Origin of the sequence: Hellea balneolensis DSM 19091, from assembly GCF_000428525.1 — a bacterium.
Lineage (GTDB): Bacteria > Pseudomonadota > Alphaproteobacteria > Caulobacterales > Maricaulaceae > Hellea > Hellea balneolensis.
The window spans coordinates 622,810-638,770 of the sequence record NZ_AUAC01000003.1; the positions used below are offsets into that span (position 1 = coordinate 622,810).

Sequence of the window (15,961 nt, forward strand, 5' to 3'; positions counted from 1 at the left end):
GAATGAGTGGCATTAACGGATGTTCTCACTATCGCCGAGAAGGACAGGAAGTGTCTTTAGCATGATGTATAAATCAAACACCGCATTGCTGCGTTCAATATACTCTACATCCAGTTCGACACGGCGGGCAACGTCATCACCATCATGCAGAGGACCCCGTGATCCATTGATTTGCGCCCATCCTGTCATGCCAGGTTTTACTTTGTGGCGGTGCGCATATTCTGCCACGAGCTCCATGGAGTCTTTACCTTGGGTACGCATGCCCACTGCATGAGGACGTGGGCCGACAAGTGACATATCGCCTTTGATGACGTTCAGAAGTTGCGGGAGCTCATCAATTGAGGTTTTACGAATAAAACGCCCTATTTTTGTAACGCGCGCGTCACCTGCGACTGTCTGTTGAGCTGCTTTTAAGTCCGCTTGATCATTGCGCATAGAGCGGAATTTATAAACATTGAATACACGGTTATTAAACCCATGCCGCGGCTGTTTAAACAAAACAGGGCCAGGACTGTCTTTCTTGATCATAAGAGCGACGATAGCAAGAACAGGCGATAAACCGATAAGTGCCAAGGTTCCAATACTGATGTCCATAAGGCGTTTAATCGCTGTATGAGCACCGCCTTTAGGGTTGCCAGTGACTTCGCGCATGCCAACCTCAGCAATTTGTGTGAGGCGCTGTTGTACGTGGTCTAAGTTTTCAAACTCATCGACGACAAAGGCAATGCGGTTAGGCAAAAGTTTAACCTGCTCTAAAAAGGCTTGCTTACGGCTTTTAGCCATGCCGGGCAGTGTTACCACGATACGATTAATGTATGGGAGTTGATCCCAATTTAGCAAATCTTCGATTTTTCCAACTACGGGCACGCCGTGAATATTATGCGGGGCGCGTGCTAGACGTTCATCAAAAATGGCTAGAATGTTAAGCTCACGCGTCTTTGCGTTTTCTTCAATAAGACGGCGGGCAGACTCTGTCGCGCCCAACATTACAATTGTTGGAGCCAGAGCGCCCCTATTATGCAGCCGCTTAACCTGCATGTGATAGAGACTATGTAGTATAAACAAAATCGCGGTCGCGCCTAACCCGGCGAATGCCAATGTATCCGGCAGAAATGTGTCGGGTTTGGTAATAAGGGCTATAGTAAGCCAGAGTCCTAAAGCGCCAAAGGCAGCCATCATCACGGTCTTTAAATGTTGCCCAAGAGTCTCTGCAGCAGGAAATTTATGGGCTCGATTAACAAATAACATTGAGATGAAGATGACGCTGCCTAATATAGCCGCTGAAACGGGAGCCAGAACACCTCTATTGTTGATCCCAACATATCCGTTCCACACGCTTAGCACTATTATAGCTGTAACCCAGAAAATATCAGAGGTCCGGAGTGCGAAACGCAGAGCACTCATGCTTGTTTGTTTTTGTGGAACAGATACTTCTGCAGTCGTTTTTCTTTTTCGGCGGCGGTCCACAGTAACGCGTTTCTGGCTTGGTCGTATTTTTTCAGCAAAGCTGTCAAGCGGTGCTGAACGGCGTTGAGCAGAGCCACGTTTTTCATCAGAGCCTCGAACAGGTTTTGCGTTCAGGGTCTCGATCTCGAGCGCATGCTCGGACGTTGTTTTCATTGGTTTTGGCATTATCCCACCTTGTTATTAGCCATAGCTTTACTTTAAATCCGCAAAGATCTGGTAAACATCAGATGTAAATATACGTGCCTAAACTGTGCCAATTCGGATCAGTTTGGGTCAATGCGGTGCAATCGCATAAAGCTATGGTTAATAGAGGGTAAAATACGTAGAATTTAAAAAACTACGTACAAAGAAATAAACTATTTTCGAGATTGGTTCACTAAGAGTCGCGGCAAGTTTTGCGTAATGTCTCTTTCTAAAACATCTGCGAAATGGCTAGTGTTCTAAATCTGTACAATTTTGGAATATACTAGGGTGGCTATAGCGCGTCTGAGGATGGCCTTAATTAGAAGTCCTTTTTATATTTCAGAGAAAATGCCTGATCATTATCGGCTTGTAGCCTTGATCTTAGGGAGAGGTTCTTACGAATTTCCCATTCAATTACAGCGCCTGTTTGATCTTGTCCTGCACCTGAGAAAACTTGCAGATATACGTTTTTAGCCAGATACCTTCCGCCTGATATTTGCGCTGTGCCGTCTTCCGCAAAGCCGATGCTAAGCTGTCCTATTCCAAATGCATCACGAAGTCCTCCTAGCAGGTCAAACCCTGCGCCCGATCCAGAGAACTGGGCTAGGGCTCCGGCGAGTTGCGCTGCCTCTATTGAGGATAGCTCTGTAGCAGACCGTCCGAATAGTAGGACTGACAAGATTTCATCTTGTGGCCGTTCAGGGCTGCTGGTGAGCTCAATTGTAGGTTTTTCGACCGTACCAGTAATCTGAATTTGGGCGGTAATATCAGTCGTATCCGTTTCGGCTAGCAAAGATAATTTGGCATCGGGCAAGGCACCGTTAAACTCTATCGCGCCATCTGTGAATTCAAGTGTCTTTCCAGCTAGTTTATATCCTCCGCGAACCACTTCGGCCTTGCCATTAAATAGAGGGTCATCGATGGCACCTGTTATATCCATGTCAACGGAGAGTTCGACATCAAGTCCGCGGCTACGAACATAAATTTCTCGCGGGGCTCTGACCTTGATATTCACATTTACGGGTAGCGGGGTGTCCTGAAGATTCATGGTTTGAACCGTTTCAGGGGGGTTGATTTCATCCACCTCAATTTCAATGACACTTTTCCCGCCGGTGATAAATTGTTTTATCTCTGCCTCATTTAGCCCGATTTCACCGACTAACTCAGCATCGTCTTGGCGGCTTAGATAGGCCAATTTACCGCTCACGACACCTTGGACATCACGTCGATCTAAGGCTCGAAATTTCTTAGCGTTGATCTCAAGCGACCCAAGCGGCCTCCCTAATTCACCTAAGGTAAATTCACCTTTCCCGCTTAGAGTGCCTTTGTCAGCATCCTGAACATAAAGATCAGTGACGGATAATCGATCATTTTGGAAAGCTGTCGTGAACCGACCCTTTCGAATACGTGTGCCCAGCTCAGGCGCTTCGAACCGAATGTCTGTTCCTGCTGCGCGGCCATCAATAAGCGGTGCATTAGCTGTTCCCGATAACCGTAAACTTGCCGTAAGATCTCCGCCAAGCTCTGCATCACTAGGCGTGACTAGGCCCAAAACAGAAGATGCAGCGCCCGACATGTTCAATTCCCCTGACACTGGCGCAGCGTTATCAAGGCGCAGAGCCATTAAGGTGTTTGCATTGCTAAGCCCGAACTTGCTGTTGCCGCTTACGGTGAACCCGCTGACGGATTGCCCTTTCAGTTTTATATCTCCACGGTTTCCATTTAAGCTAATTGACGTAAGAGCGTTAATCCCGTTTTCTCGTTTAACATCAAAGCCGCGCCAGTCCGTTAGCTCTAAATCTCCGCCGCCTGTAACGCCGGCCCCGTTTGATTCTAATTTAAAATTAATAGCGGCCTGGCCTAGCGTATCGGCCAAATTACCAGGCATTGGAACTAAATTAATCGGTAGGTTGGCTGTGTCCACAGTTAAAGTCTCGGAAAGGCCTTGTTTGCTATAATTGAGAGAGACCGCTTGGCCTGATATCGTCAGTGGCGCATTAAGGGCAATCGTGTGGTTTCCATATTTAAACGCAACGGGGCCGGATGAACCCAGGCCAATATCTCCATATTTTCCTCTGGGAGACATTTGCAGATGTATAAAATTATCTGCATTTCGGCTGACGTCGAAAGGGGTATCCAATTCAAAGCCGCGGCTGAGGAGGGATATGTTGCGCCGTCCCTTGGTTTTTACCGTGCCTGAAAGATTTGCCAGAGTGCCATCTGCAGTGGCCTTGATATGATCAAATTCATATTGCTGTAAGGCGATACTTTTCGCGTCAATAGACAGGCTGAGACCTTGCTCTATGCCAACAGGGGCAAACGCTAATGTGGCGCGTGCAAAACGATCTCCCTCTTGAGGTAAATCTAATTCGAATTGTCCTGTCGCAAGATTTGACTCTGCAACGCTAAGGTCGCCATTGGCTGTTAAATCGCCAAGTTTAAACGTCATGTCCTCAGCAGCATAAATCCCTGGCCTTGATGCGAATTGGGATGTCAGGACTAAGTCGCCATATTCCGTTTTTGCTTCAATCTGCAGAGGACCTTTGGGCGCATTGAATAAGTCTTGCACTTCTATGCGCATACGCGGGGTGGTAAGAGTCTGTCCGCTAATAATGACTTTTGATGAGGCGGCGTCCAGCCGTAAATCAGGGTCGGTTCGCGGCCCTGATAATTCGAAACTGACATCGCTGTTCTCACCAAGCGTTATGGAGGGCAAGGGCAGTGACGAGGTGAGCATCGCTTCTCCGCTTAGGGCATAGCTATCTGTAATACGGCCTTCTATGGCGGCGCGAATATTATCCCCGCTAATTTGCGCTTCTGAAATTTGGATCCCTCCATCTACAGGCGACATGCGGGTTTTGAAAGTGAGGTTCTCGCCGATCACTGCACCGGCAGGCCCATCTAACTGATCACTCGGTTTAAACACACCATCGGCGTTCAGGGCCGCCGCTGATGTTTCTGTCTGCTTAATTTTAAAGCCCATTTCGAATTGCCCTGCGGGGATTGACCCTTGAGCCAGAACAGCCGCGACTGCATCACCCGCAACATCATAGGTGAGAGGCTCCCAACCGGCTTGTCCTTGAACCGTAAGTTTATTAGCCCCAGTTGATAGTTTTGTGGTTTCAAAGTTTAATTGCCGTGTTCTTAAATTAAGTTTGCCCTCAGAGCTAATTTGCGCGCTATCGCTAATCGCTATCGGCATGTCTTGAGATAAAGTAAGTGCTTCAAGGGTCAGATTGCCGTCATAATTATAAATATCCTCTTCAGACTGGCTTGCCGAAACAGGCCCCGACAGGCGCTTGGCTTTTCCGTAAGGGGATATAAGATTTTCAAAGTCTATCCGGCCTTGAAATGCGGGGTTCGTCGCATTGATGAATGTGCCGATGACCGTGCCTTTCCCGCCTTCATAGCCTTCCGGGAATATACTCAAATCGGATAATTTTTGAGTGTTTAACTCTAAGTCCATTTGGGTAGGTATGAGCCCGTCTTCCGGCAGTTTACCTGAGGTCTGAATTGTTAGCTTGGGTGCTTTAACATCAAATCTGAAAGGGGCATTTGAATATCCCGCGCCACCTCTATTTTCGACAGAGCCTATAATTGTGACTGTATTTCCAATGCGCTCTCGCGCGGCCTGAAACGCGTTCCATTGCGCAATGTTTACATTTGTATTCAGCCGAGCTGTGTCTTCGGTCCAAAAAACATCTCCTGTGGCGGCATTACTTTCGCCAAAGACGAGATTAAATTGACCGGTACCGTCTTCTGATGTTCCCTTTAATGTGCCTGTACCTGTAACAGCCTTATCAACTGGAGCTCTCATCAAGCGGGCTATGGGGCCGTTAGCTTCTGCGCGAATATCAAATATTCCGTCTAGTGAACCCTTTTGATTTCGGTTAAATTTAACATCGAAGCTATCCCCTTTAATATCAGTGCGTAGGGCATTGAGATGCGCGGATATTTCGCCGCCCGTAAGCGCCGCGCCGCCTGTCACTTTAAAGTCGGCGTTTAGTCCTATTAGAGCTTCGTGAAGCGTAAGTGTTGATATCTGAACGTCAGGAACGGATAATCTATAGGGTTCACTTTCTGAAGCTGTCGTTTCATTTATAATAGGACGGCGAAAGGCATCCGCTTTTTGAATATCCAACTGCTCAATTTTCAAAGTTCGCTGAATAAGTGCAAATGGCGACCATTCAATTGTGATATCCTCCGCATCAAGCCATACGCCTTTTTCATCTTTGATCTCAACTTTAGAAATCGAAAAGGCTTTTAGAGGATCACCGGAAAGCCCTGAGATATTTACAGACGCGACAGGCCCAAAACTACGGCTATTGACTTGCTCTTCAATGAAACGCGAACCTGAGGCAGTCGTGATAAAAACGCGCAAAGAGATTAGGGCAAGAACGGCCAACAGCATTAAAGCTAATATGGCGAATATTATGCGCCGCCTCCACCAGGGTTTATTTTGTTTCGCCTCGGCCATTAAAAAGCCTGCCCAATACTCAGATAGATTTGAAAGTCATTATCGCCATCACGCTTATTAAGCGGTACGGCGATGTCAGCTCTTATAGGGGCAAAGCCCGTGTAATAGCGCAGACCGACACCTGCACCGTAGCGAATGTCTGAGAGATCAGGCAGGTCTCCGCGAGAGACACTCCCTGCATCGATAAAGGCTGCGGCCCCAAATGGACTTTCGCCGCGGTAGCGAATTTCCGCACTCGCCTCCGATATGGATCGTCCGCCAATTGGGTTTCCTTCAACATCCTGTGGGGAGATGCTTTGAAACCCAAATCCGCGAACTGATCCGCCTCCGCCCGCATAATAACGGCGGTTCAAGGGAACGCTAGCTTGCCCGGCTCCAAAAATAGTGCCTAATTGGAGGCGTCCGGCTGCGACAAGACTATCTGAAACACGCTGATAAGCACTCCCGCTGATTTCAGCGGTTGTGAAAAAGCCGTTTTCTTTGCCAAGATTATAAGATGGGATGAATTCAGCCTTTAAAAGATAGCCCGTGACGGGGTCTAAAATAGAGTCGCGCGCATCATATTGCGCACTTGCTAGGCCGTCCACCAGATAGGATCTCACCTCAGCTTCATTCTCTTTAAATTGCGAGGCTTCGAGCCCGATGCCTGCAGTGATTCTGAATTTGCTTGAGATTTTTTGTGTGAGCAAAGCGGATGTGGCTATTCTCTCCCCTGTAAAAGCATCGGTGTCTTCACGCGATATAATACCACCAATATCCAGCTCACGATCTGCCCGCCAGGCAAATGGAATATTGTAATCAGCGCCCAGGCTTATTTGATTGGTTTTCAATGTGGAGGTGAGGATGAGCGTTTGCGCATAGCCAATAAAGTTACGGCGTTCATACGTCACATCAAGGCCGCTACCATCAGTTGTCGAAAAGCCGATTTCTCCGCTGACAGTATTTATGGCACCTTGTTCTACATTCAATAAAATATTTCGCGTAACAGTCCCGTCCGCATTTTCTTCTTTTTCGTCACTTAATATAGCTGTAGCACCATCAAAGACACCTGTTCCTGTGACGCGAGAAGCTAGTTTGTTGAGCTTGCGATTATCAAAAATGTCACCGTCCTTGAAAGGCGCAATCATTGGCGGCCAGCTCTTCACAATATAAGCTGTGCCTGTTTGCTCAATCTGTCCAAAGCGGGTTTTCTGACCTGCTGAAATAATGAGTTTCACCGCCATAGTCTTGCTATCATGATTGACGACAGGCTTGCTAGGCTTAGCGATGGCGTCGGGATATCCATTAGCTCGCAGATAGCTTACTACACGAAGTTCAGCCGCCACGACTTTTGCTGCAATTGCCGGGCTGTCCTTTTTTAGGTTTATCTCTCGAAATACATCCACGGCAATGTCCGGCGTGGCGCCATCATAGGAGACTGAAATGTCAGAAAAAGTGAAGATAGGTCCTTTTGAGATCACCAGAACAGGTTCGGGGGCGCGGCGTTTTCCGTCATCCTCACCGGATACAAATTCATCTATGCGGGCTTTTACGGCTCCGCCATAATAGGCTTGTGAACGCAGGACTGAGATGGCGTTCTCCGCCGCTTTTTCAGCCCGGCGCCGGGATTGCGCTAGAGAACGTGGTTTTTCGTCTGCCGTGCCAATGACGTCCTTCATGAGCTCGCGAAGCTCAGGCGTCAAATCCCCTTCAACTTTTGCCAAAGGCGTATTAGCTGCGGCGGCATATGGATACAATGCCACGACTAACCCTAGGATCAGGCTAATGAATTTTACTTTTGGGAACACAGCGTTTCTAAAATACCTCAGAGATTGATAGCAATCCTCTCAATATTTACGCATCGTAGCAACAGCTTGTTCCAAGAATTGTCACTCGGAGTCGATTAAAAACCAAAAACAACTACAATGGCACGAGATTTTTAACCATCTAAAAGACGGCAATACGATGTAATATCACGCCATGGGGAAATGGCGGAGACGAAGGGATTCGAACCCTCGATGGGCTTATGACCCATACTCCCTTAGCAGGGGAGCGCCTTCGACCACTCGGCCACGTCTCCGTCGGCGGGACTAGCGAAAACCATGGAGTGGGGCAAGCTTTAATCTTATGAAATTTCAGATAAACCCGAGATCATAAGAGGTTACCTGATTAGCTAAGAGATTAGTTTGTGGGCTTAAACAAAACGGACAGTGATGCGCTCTAACCCTTCAATTCCGCCTGAGAGTTCATCACCGGCTTTCACAGGGCCAACACCAGCTGGAGTGCCTGTATAGATTAGATCTCCGGCTTGCAGGTCCATGTCTTTGGTCAGGTAGTCAATAATTTCTTCAATAGACCATATCAATTTGTTGAGTGCGGAATGTTGTACTATATCACCGTTTTTGCGCAGAACTATATGTGCGCTTGAAAGATCAACTTTGTCAGCCGGAGTTAAAGCCGAGCAGGGGGCCGATAAGTGAAAGTTTTTGGCGCGCGCCCAAGGCCCGCCTTTTGCCTTAGCTTTCGCTTGAATATCACGCCGCGTCATATCAATCCCAACACCATATCCAAATACGCCGTCTGGCCCCATAGCAACAACAAGTTCTACTTCATAATGCAGATTATCAGTATGGGGGGGATAAGGGATATTGGCCCCGCTTTGTACAAGTGTTTCTGCCGCCTTGGTGAAAAATATAGGTTCAGAGCGCTCAATATCGCCGCCCATTTCTATCACATGATCGGCATAATTTTTCCCAACGCAATAAATGCGTCTTACTGGAAAGCGTGAGTCGCCTCCCGCTATTGGAAGGCTAACAGGGTCTGTAGGGGGAAATGCGAAATTCATATTATCCTCATTGCGCTATCATGCGCCTATGCTAGCTTATCCAAAAAAAGGAGAGCTGCCAATGCGCGTTGTCGATGTGCCTATTGATAAAATCTATGTTCCTGCGGCCAAGAAAAAGACGCTTGATGAAGAGAAAGTTTTGCCCCTTGCCGAGGACATTCTTGAGAACGGGCAGACAACGCCAATCTATGTGCGCCTCGGCAAAGATCGTTACGTCTTGCAAGAAGGACTACATAGAGTCGAGGCGATGAAACTTCTCGGCAGCGAAACCATCGAAGGACATATCGTCCAAGCCAAAAAGCATTAAGTTATGAAAATATTACGCACGCCTGATAGCCGGTTTCAAAATCTTCCAGATTATCCGTTCGAGCCGAACTATGTCACCATAGGTGATAATCTACGTTTGCATTATGTGGATCATGGCCCGCGCGAAGGACAGCTTGTCATCATGATGCATGGTGAGCCGAGTTGGTCTTTTCTCTATCGCCATATGATCACCACCGTTGCCGCAGCTGGATATCGCGTTATTGCGCCAGACCTGATTGGCTTTGGCAAGTCGGATAAACCCGCCGAAACATCTGATTATTCTTATAGTCGTCATGTTGAATGGATGACCGAATGGTTCATGAAATTAGATGTCAGTGATGCCGTGCTCTTTTGCCAAGACTGGGGTGGTCTTTTGGGGCTGCGCTTAGTCTCATCATTCCCTGAAAGATTCGCAGGCGTGATTGCAGCTAATACAGGATTACCAACAGGTGAGGGCACGCCCTCTGAAGCTTTTCTGGCGTGGCAAAAATACTCACAAACTGTGCCAGAATTTCCTGTCGGAAATATTATCAATGGCGCAACTGTTACCGACCTCTCTCCTGACATCATTGCGGCCTATGACGCTCCCTATCCTAATGAAAGCTACAAAGCGGGAGCGCGTATTTTCCCCGCTTTAGTGCCGACATCGCAAGTGCAAGACGGCGCGGTAGAAAACCAAAAAGCTTGGGAGGTTTTGGCGCAATTTGAAAAACCCTTTCTAACATGTTTCTCCGACGAAGATCCTGTCACTGGTGGTGATGAGAAACATTTCAAACGGAATATTCAAGGGGCGAAAACTCAACCTCACGAAATTGTTGAAGGCGGTGGTCATTTTCTTCAAGAAGACGTCCACGCGGAACTCTCTCAAATCATTATTGATTTTATGAAAGCGCTCTAACTCATGAAAAACCCTTTTGAGACTGATGAGCGCAAAGCTTTTCGGGAGACAGTTCGTAGTTTTGTTGAAGCTGAAATTACGCCTTACGCCCATGAATGGGATGAAGCCGGGCAGGTGCCGTGGAAACTTCACGAACAATTGGGCGAGCTAGGCTTTTTTGGCTTTGGCATTGACGAAGAATATGGCGGCCTCGGATTTGATTGCCCCTTTATGCGGGCCATTGCCGCCGAAGAAATGGCGAAATGTGGATTTGGGGGTGTAGGCGCTGCAGTCGGCGGGCGAGGTATTTCACTTGATCCTATCCAGCGATTAGCCGCACCTGAAATTCGTGATCGGGTTTTGAAGGACATTGTGCTGGGTAAAAAAGGTTCAAGCCTTGGTATTACAGAGCCAGGCGGTGGATCTGACGTAGCCAGCCTAAAAACCACAGCTAAGCGCGATGGGAATCACTTTGTCATTAATGGCTCAAAAACTTTTATAACGGGCGGCATGGAGTCCGATTATTTCGTTATTGGCGCACGCACTGGCGGCCCGGGTCTGACCGGGATTTCCCTTTTTTTTGTTGAGAAAGACGCGCCCGGATTCTCGCGTACACCTCTTTCTAAAAAAATGGGCTGGTGGGCCTCTAACCAAGCCACGCTTTATTTTGATAATTGCCGTGTTCCAGCGACAAATCTCATGGGGCAAGAGGATTATGGCTTCATCGCGATTATGAATAATTTTAACAATGAACGTTTGGCTCTTATTGCCGGATGTCTAGGCATGATGAAGGCAGCTTATGAGGATGCCGTTGACTGGGCTAAGCAGCGGGAAACTTTTGGTAAGCCCCTCATAAAGCATCAAGTCATTCGACATAAAATTGCGGATATGTCAGCAAAAATTGATGCTGTTGAAAGCTACATGCTTATGATTTGCTGGAATATGGAGCAGGGTGATATTCCCGTAGCTGAATTATCCAAGGGCAAATTTTTTGCTTCCAAAGCATTAGAGTTCGTCGCATCTGAAGCCATGCAAATTATGGGCGGCGCAGGATATTTGCGCGGCAATAGGATCGAATGTATCTATCGGGAGGTCAAAGTCATGGCGATTGGCGGCGGCTCGGAAGAAATTATGCGCGATTTAGCCGTACGACAAATGGGCTTTTAGTGGCTGTCAGAGGTCATGGTTTGATTAAAGAAAACATATAAAGAAAATTTTATATACTTTTATTTTAAAGCTGTTATGATAGCTTTATGGAAAAACATGTCTTAGCCTTAAAAACCCTCGGTCATATGGAGCGTTTGCGTATACTGGCGCTGCTCTCCCATGGTGAATTGACCGTCAGTGAATTAGTGCAAATTCTCGAACTCTCTCAGCCGCGCATCACCCAGTATATCATCTCATTGGAAGCGGCTGGAATTATTGAAAGGCTAAAAGAGGGGAGTTGGGTGTTTTCGCGTATCCGGCGCGGGCACGAAGCCGTTTCAGCATTGGTCGCAACAACCCTCGCAACGCTTCCGCAGAATGACCTTATTCTCATGTCTGATCTTAAAGCCTTGGAAGAGGTTAGAGCCGAGCGGTCAAAGGCTGCTGAAGCTTTTTTCGCGAATGTTGCGAATGACCGCAGTCAGCTTGGAGATGAATATCTCCCGCAAGCTGATATTGAAGCTAAAATGCAAGGCCTTTTGGGAGAAGGCCCATTTGATTACATGGTCGATCTTGGGACCGGCACAGGAAGAATGCTAGAGGTTTTCTCGGGCCGTATAATTCGTGGGTCAGGAATTGATAATAATTCACAGATGTTAAAGGTAGCGCGTTCAAAATTAGCGGATAAAGAGCATATTGCCGTGCGCCAAGGTGATATCCTTTCTACGCCCCTGGAAGATGCCGTTTCAGATTTGGTGAGTTTACATCAAGTCCTGCACTATCTAGATGACCCGCAAGCAGCGATTATGGAGGCCGCACGCCTATTAAAGCCGTCAGGTCAGCTTATTATTGTCGATTATGAAGACCATGACCTCGAAGAGTTTCGGACAGAATTTGCGCATCGCCGCTTAGGGTTTTCAGATCGTGATATAGGTGACTGGCTATTCTCAGCGGGGCTGTCATTGACCCATTCCGACAGAGTTGTAACCCAAGCAGACCGTCCGGATGTACGTATTTGGATTGGAAACTTTGCCGCTCAAAATCAGCAAAAGGCTTAAGGGCGATGGCACATTCAAAATTCAGTTTTGAGTTTTTCCCGCCTAAATCTGCGGCGATGGAGAAACGCCTTTGGGACACGATTGACAAACTTGAACCTTTGGGGGCTGACTTTGTTTCAGTGACCTACGGGGCCGGAGGGTCAACACAAAAGCCAACATTTGAGACTGTTTCGCGAATTCATAAGGATACATCACTTAAACCAGCCGCTCATTTAACCTGTGTTGGATCACCCCGGCACGAAATTGATAGTATTGCTAAAATGTATTGGAGCGCCGGTATAAGGCATATTGTTGCGCTTAGAGGAGACCCGCCAAATGGAATTGGGCAGACTTATGTTCCTAAGGAAAGCGGATATGCCTATGCTAGCGATCTAATTTCAGGCCTTAAAAGCATTGCTGATTTCGATATTAGTGTTGCAGCATACCCCGAGCGCCATCCCGAGAGTCCATCTTGGGATGCAGAGTTGGATAATTTAAAAAGAAAAATAGGTGCAGGGGCTACGCGAGCTATAACGCAATTCTTTATTAAGCCGGATGTTTTTCTGAGCTATCGAGACCGCGTACGAGATGCGGGCATTGCAATACCGTTAGTTCCTGGAATTATGTTACAGCCAAATTTCCAAAGCTTAAAACGTATGGCAGATATGTGCGGCGTAACAATCCACAATAACTATGCTGATTTGTATGACGGGATAGATGATGAACCGTATGCCAGAAAGGCAATGACAATATCTACTGTTCAGAAACTCATAGCTGGTTTAAAAGCGCAAGGTGTAGAAGAATTTCATTTTTACACACTCAACAGGGCAGATATCGCAATACCAGTCATAAAGTCGCTAAAAGACAATTCATCGCAAAACATATACGAAGAACGCTTAAAAATTATGGCTTGAAAATAACTAAGGCCGAACTCACGCGCCCGGGAGTTCGGCCTTATTTAATCAAAACCCTCCAGTGGATATGATTAAATTCGCTCTGCAAGACAAAGCGGATTGCGCCCCGTGATTACCTTACAGATAACGAATAGCAAAATCGTGTGAGACTTTATTGGCAGTTTTACCTTTAAAACTTGTCATTTTTACCCTTTGTGAATTTTAAAACAAAACGTTTTTAAATTGTTGATGCTAAGATGGCCTTGGGGCAGACCGCTTTTATGAGCATTTGGCAGCGAATCTTTTCCGCGGGTGCGCGGCTTTTTGGACCGCCTAACCTTCCTGACCGCGATGGCAGCGCGGCGAGGCTTGATGATGCGGGCTTGGTCGCGGCCCTTGTGGCGTTAGGCGCGAAAATGGCGAAAGCTGATGGACAGGTCAGACATGCCGAGATTGCTGCTTTTAAACGTGTTTTTCAAGCGTCATCAGATAATGAGCCCACAATTGCGCGCTTTTTTGATTTAGCGCGTCAAACAACAATGGGATTTGAACGCTATGCCGCAATTATTGCAAAACGCTTCAGAGCTCAACCCGCCGCTCTCGAAGATGTACTAGACGGCTTGTTTCATATTGCTTTGGCCGACGGGATTGTTACGGAAGATGAAATGTCTTTCCTGGTGCGTGTGGGCGAAATTTTTGGCTTTTCAGATCGCGAGTTTCGCCGCATTAAAATTGCACATATGGGCCGCGCCTCAGATGACCCTTATCTTATTTTAGGGGTAGACGAAGACATCTCAGATGTGGATCTCAAACGGGCTTATCGGCGTATGGCTGCCGCGAATCATCCTGATCGAATGGTTGCGCGCGGGCTCCCAAAAGAGCTGATGAAACTTGCCAATCACAAAATGGCAATGGTAAATAAGGCTTACGCTGAAATCCTTGCAGCTCGAAAGAAGCAGAGGTGCCTTACGGAAAAGTCATCGCCAAGCTCTTGACCTTTGCGCGGAATGCTCCGACATTGAGTGTATGAGTAATACCTATCGTTTATCGGGCCAATCAGGCTTTCTCACTAATTTAATGCGCGGCTTGTTCTTAGCTGTCGCAGCTATTGGTGGTTTTTTCATGCTCGCATTTTCCGCAGCTTTTGCTTTTTTCGTGGTTATCGGACTGGCGTTAGTCGCCTTGGTTGTTTTCGCGTTTTTCTGGGCGAGAGCCAAATTGTTTGGCAAGCCATTTGGTCCCAAAGCCCAATTCGAAGCGGCTCGCAGAGACATGGAAGCCCAATTTCAAGGTATGGAGCTAAATATGGACCGCAATGGTCCAAAGTCCAAAGGTGATGGGCCTATAATTGACGCGCACCAAACTCCGGAAGGTTGGTCAGTTGACGATTAGTCATTGACCTTCATTTTTGCCACGTTAAGCCTGCTTCATGCGGGTTTTTGATTTTGCGATATTGATGTTGTGTTGCTTGTGTTGGGCAGGTAATTTTATTGTGAGTTCCTGGGCCGTTGGAGCTCATCCTGTGCCGCCGTTTATGCTCGCTTTTATTCGGGCGGCAATCGTAATGCTGTTCATGTCTCCATTTCTGTTTATGAAATGGCCCACTCAGTGGTGGCGCTTAGCGATTGTCTGCGCTTGTGTTGGCCCTATTCACTTGGCCTTTTTATATACAGGTTTGCAAACAGCTCCTGCTTCGGGAAGCTCTATTGTCTCGCAAATGTTGATTCCGCTGGCGACCATATTGTCGGTGATATTCTTACGAGAGACAATCGGTTGGGTGAGGGGGCTTGGAATTATCGGAGCTTTTATTGGGACGATCATCATGATTTATGAGCCCTCGGCGTTGTCCTTTGATGTTGGGCTTATCTATATTTTATGTGCCTATCTTTCCCTCGCTGTTGGATCTGTGATGATGAAGACTGTAGGCAACGTCGATTGGCAGCAATATGTGACTTGGGTCGCAGTTATGGTTTTTGTGTTGATGGGAGCGGCCAGTGCAGTCTTCGAACAGGATCACGTGGCTATTTGGCAGACTTCTAAATGGCCGTTATTAGTCGCTGCCGGATATGCCGCCGTCATGGTGAGTATAGTTGCTCACGGACAATATTTTAAAATGATAGCGAAATATGATGTTTCCATTGTCGTGCCGCTGACCTTGATGGTGCCCGTCTTTGCCTGTATCTTGGCTGTCTTATTTCGAGGTGAAACTATTTTTCCGCGTTATTATATCGGAGCCGCGTTGATATTGCCGTGTGTTTTTATAATCGCAAAGCGCGGGAAAACGGCCCCTGTTCAGGAGGACTAAATGGCTCAAGCGAGTAACAAGACAGTGCCCTACGAGCTGAAAGTTTCCGATTACATTGCCGCGATAGAAAAAGACGACCGCCGGGCAGATTGTCAACAGCTGCACGATATAATGGCAGAGATGACTGGGTGGACGCCTAAAATTTGGGGGAGCACGCTTAAAAGCGGTATCGTCGGATTTGGAGAGTATCACTATAAATATGAAAGCGGGCGGGAAGGCGACTCCTTACGCCTTGGCTTTAGCTCCCGCGTGCAAAATATAAGCATTTATATCATGCCTGGTTATCAGGATTTTTCCGAAGAACTGTCCCGTCTGGGGAAGCATAAAATCGGAAAAGCTTGTCTTTATATCAAGCGCCTGTCGGATGTGGATGAGGATGTGTTAAAAGAAATTATGCAAAAAGGATTAGATATAATGGCGGAAAAATACCCGCTATAAACCGACCT

Annotated in this window: 13 protein-coding genes and 1 tRNA gene; 9 read left to right on the forward strand and 5 right to left on the reverse strand. The window is 47.2% G+C overall.

The window, feature by feature from the left end:
- Window positions 1-12: 12 nt before the first annotated feature.
- The 5 genes from F569_RS17355 to F569_RS0109205 form a co-directional block, all read right to left on the reverse strand.
- On the reverse strand, window positions 13-1,632 hold the full coding sequence (locus F569_RS17355) for an exopolysaccharide biosynthesis polyprenyl glycosylphosphotransferase (protein WP_084168927.1): 1,620 nt from the start codon (window positions 1,630-1,632) through the stop codon (window positions 13-15).
- Window positions 1,633-1,969: 337 nt separating this feature from the next.
- Window positions 1,970-6,127 carry a translocation/assembly module TamB domain-containing protein gene (locus F569_RS0109190; RefSeq protein ID WP_026941957.1) on the reverse strand — a complete coding sequence of 1,386 codons (4,158 nt, stop codon included), beginning with the start codon at window positions 6,125-6,127 and terminating at the stop codon, window positions 1,970-1,972.
- Complete coding sequence (locus F569_RS0109195) at window positions 6,127-7,869, reverse strand: autotransporter assembly complex protein TamA (protein ID WP_154813701.1); 1,743 nt, start codon at window positions 7,867-7,869, stop codon at window positions 6,127-6,129. The genes F569_RS0109190 and F569_RS0109195 overlap by 1 nt, the downstream gene beginning before the upstream one ends.
- Before the next feature lie 226 nt (window positions 7,870-8,095).
- Window positions 8,096-8,186, reverse strand: a tRNA-Ser gene (locus F569_RS0109200).
- A 114-nt stretch (window positions 8,187-8,300) separates the two neighbouring features.
- The gene (locus F569_RS0109205; RefSeq protein WP_026941959.1) at window positions 8,301-8,951 is read right to left on the reverse strand and encodes a fumarylacetoacetate hydrolase family protein; all 651 of its coding nucleotides are present in this window, start codon (window positions 8,949-8,951) and stop codon (window positions 8,301-8,303) included.
- A 61-nt stretch (window positions 8,952-9,012) separates the two neighbouring features.
- On the opposite strand from F569_RS0109205, the gene F569_RS0109210 reads away from it, so the two are divergent.
- The 9 genes from F569_RS0109210 to F569_RS0109250 all read left to right on the forward strand — a co-directional run bounded on the left by F569_RS0109210 (window position 9,013) and on the right by F569_RS0109250 (window position 15,953).
- On the forward strand, window positions 9,013-9,258 hold the full coding sequence (locus tag F569_RS0109210) for a ParB N-terminal domain-containing protein (protein ID WP_026941960.1): 246 nt from the start codon (window positions 9,013-9,015) through the stop codon (window positions 9,256-9,258).
- Between the two features lie 3 nt (window positions 9,259-9,261).
- The gene (locus F569_RS0109215) at window positions 9,262-10,155 is read left to right on the forward strand and encodes a haloalkane dehalogenase (RefSeq protein WP_026941961.1); all 894 of its coding nucleotides are present in this window, start codon (window positions 9,262-9,264) and stop codon (window positions 10,153-10,155) included.
- A 3-nt stretch (window positions 10,156-10,158) separates the two neighbouring features.
- Entirely contained in the window at window positions 10,159-11,301 is a 1,143-nt protein-coding gene (locus F569_RS0109220; RefSeq protein WP_026941962.1) for an acyl-CoA dehydrogenase family protein, read from the forward strand.
- An 86-nt stretch (window positions 11,302-11,387) separates the two neighbouring features.
- Window positions 11,388-12,338, forward strand: a complete 951-nt coding sequence (locus F569_RS0109225; RefSeq protein WP_026941963.1) for an ArsR/SmtB family transcription factor — start codon at window positions 11,388-11,390, stop codon at window positions 12,336-12,338.
- Window positions 12,339-12,343: 5 nt separating this feature from the next.
- On the forward strand, window positions 12,344-13,231 hold the full coding sequence (gene metF / locus F569_RS17360; protein WP_051279660.1) for a methylenetetrahydrofolate reductase [NAD(P)H]: 888 nt from the start codon (window positions 12,344-12,346) through the stop codon (window positions 13,229-13,231).
- A gap of 260 nt (window positions 13,232-13,491) precedes the next feature.
- Window positions 13,492-14,205, forward strand: a complete 714-nt coding sequence (locus tag F569_RS17365; RefSeq protein WP_051279778.1) for a molecular chaperone DjiA — start codon at window positions 13,492-13,494, stop codon at window positions 14,203-14,205.
- 31 nt (window positions 14,206-14,236) lie between these two features.
- A complete protein-coding gene (locus F569_RS0109240) occupies window positions 14,237-14,602 on the forward strand; it encodes a hypothetical protein (RefSeq protein ID WP_026941964.1) in 366 nt (121 codons plus the stop codon).
- 64 nt (window positions 14,603-14,666) lie between these two features.
- On the forward strand, window positions 14,667-15,515 hold the full coding sequence (locus tag F569_RS0109245) for a DMT family transporter (RefSeq protein ID WP_267879450.1): 849 nt from the start codon (window positions 14,667-14,669) through the stop codon (window positions 15,513-15,515).
- Window positions 15,516-15,953, forward strand: coding sequence for a DUF1801 domain-containing protein (locus F569_RS0109250; protein WP_026941966.1), 438 nt, complete (start codon window positions 15,516-15,518; stop codon window positions 15,951-15,953). It begins immediately after the preceding gene.
- Window positions 15,954-15,961 lie beyond the last annotated feature (8 nt).

What these genes read in the sequence shown, in the direction of transcription:
- F569_RS17355 (WP_084168927.1), bottom strand. Translation starts at nt 1,632, where the DNA reads ATGCCAAAACCAATGAAAACAACGTCCGAGCATGCGCTCGAGATCGAG.
- F569_RS0109190 (WP_026941957.1), bottom strand. Translation starts at nt 6,127, where the DNA reads ATGGCCGAGGCGAAACAAAATAAACCCTGGTGGAGGCGGCGCATAATA.
- F569_RS0109205 (WP_026941959.1), bottom strand. Translation starts at nt 8,951, where the DNA reads ATGAATTTCGCATTTCCCCCTACAGACCCTGTTAGCCTTCCAATAGCG.
- F569_RS0109210 (WP_026941960.1), top strand. Translation starts at nt 9,013, where the DNA reads ATGCGCGTTGTCGATGTGCCTATTGATAAAATCTATGTTCCTGCGGCC.
- F569_RS0109215 (WP_026941961.1), top strand. Translation starts at nt 9,262, where the DNA reads ATGAAAATATTACGCACGCCTGATAGCCGGTTTCAAAATCTTCCAGAT.
- F569_RS0109220 (WP_026941962.1), top strand. Translation starts at nt 10,159, where the DNA reads ATGAAAAACCCTTTTGAGACTGATGAGCGCAAAGCTTTTCGGGAGACA.
- F569_RS0109225 (WP_026941963.1), top strand. Translation starts at nt 11,388, where the DNA reads ATGGAAAAACATGTCTTAGCCTTAAAAACCCTCGGTCATATGGAGCGT.
- metF (WP_051279660.1), top strand. Translation starts at nt 12,344, where the DNA reads ATGGCACATTCAAAATTCAGTTTTGAGTTTTTCCCGCCTAAATCTGCG.
- F569_RS17365 (WP_051279778.1), top strand. Translation starts at nt 13,492, where the DNA reads ATGAGCATTTGGCAGCGAATCTTTTCCGCGGGTGCGCGGCTTTTTGGA.
- F569_RS0109240 (WP_026941964.1), top strand. Translation starts at nt 14,237, where the DNA reads ATGAGTAATACCTATCGTTTATCGGGCCAATCAGGCTTTCTCACTAAT.
- F569_RS0109245 (WP_267879450.1), top strand. Translation starts at nt 14,667, where the DNA reads ATGTTGTGTTGCTTGTGTTGGGCAGGTAATTTTATTGTGAGTTCCTGG.
- F569_RS0109250 (WP_026941966.1), top strand. Translation starts at nt 15,516, where the DNA reads ATGGCTCAAGCGAGTAACAAGACAGTGCCCTACGAGCTGAAAGTTTCC.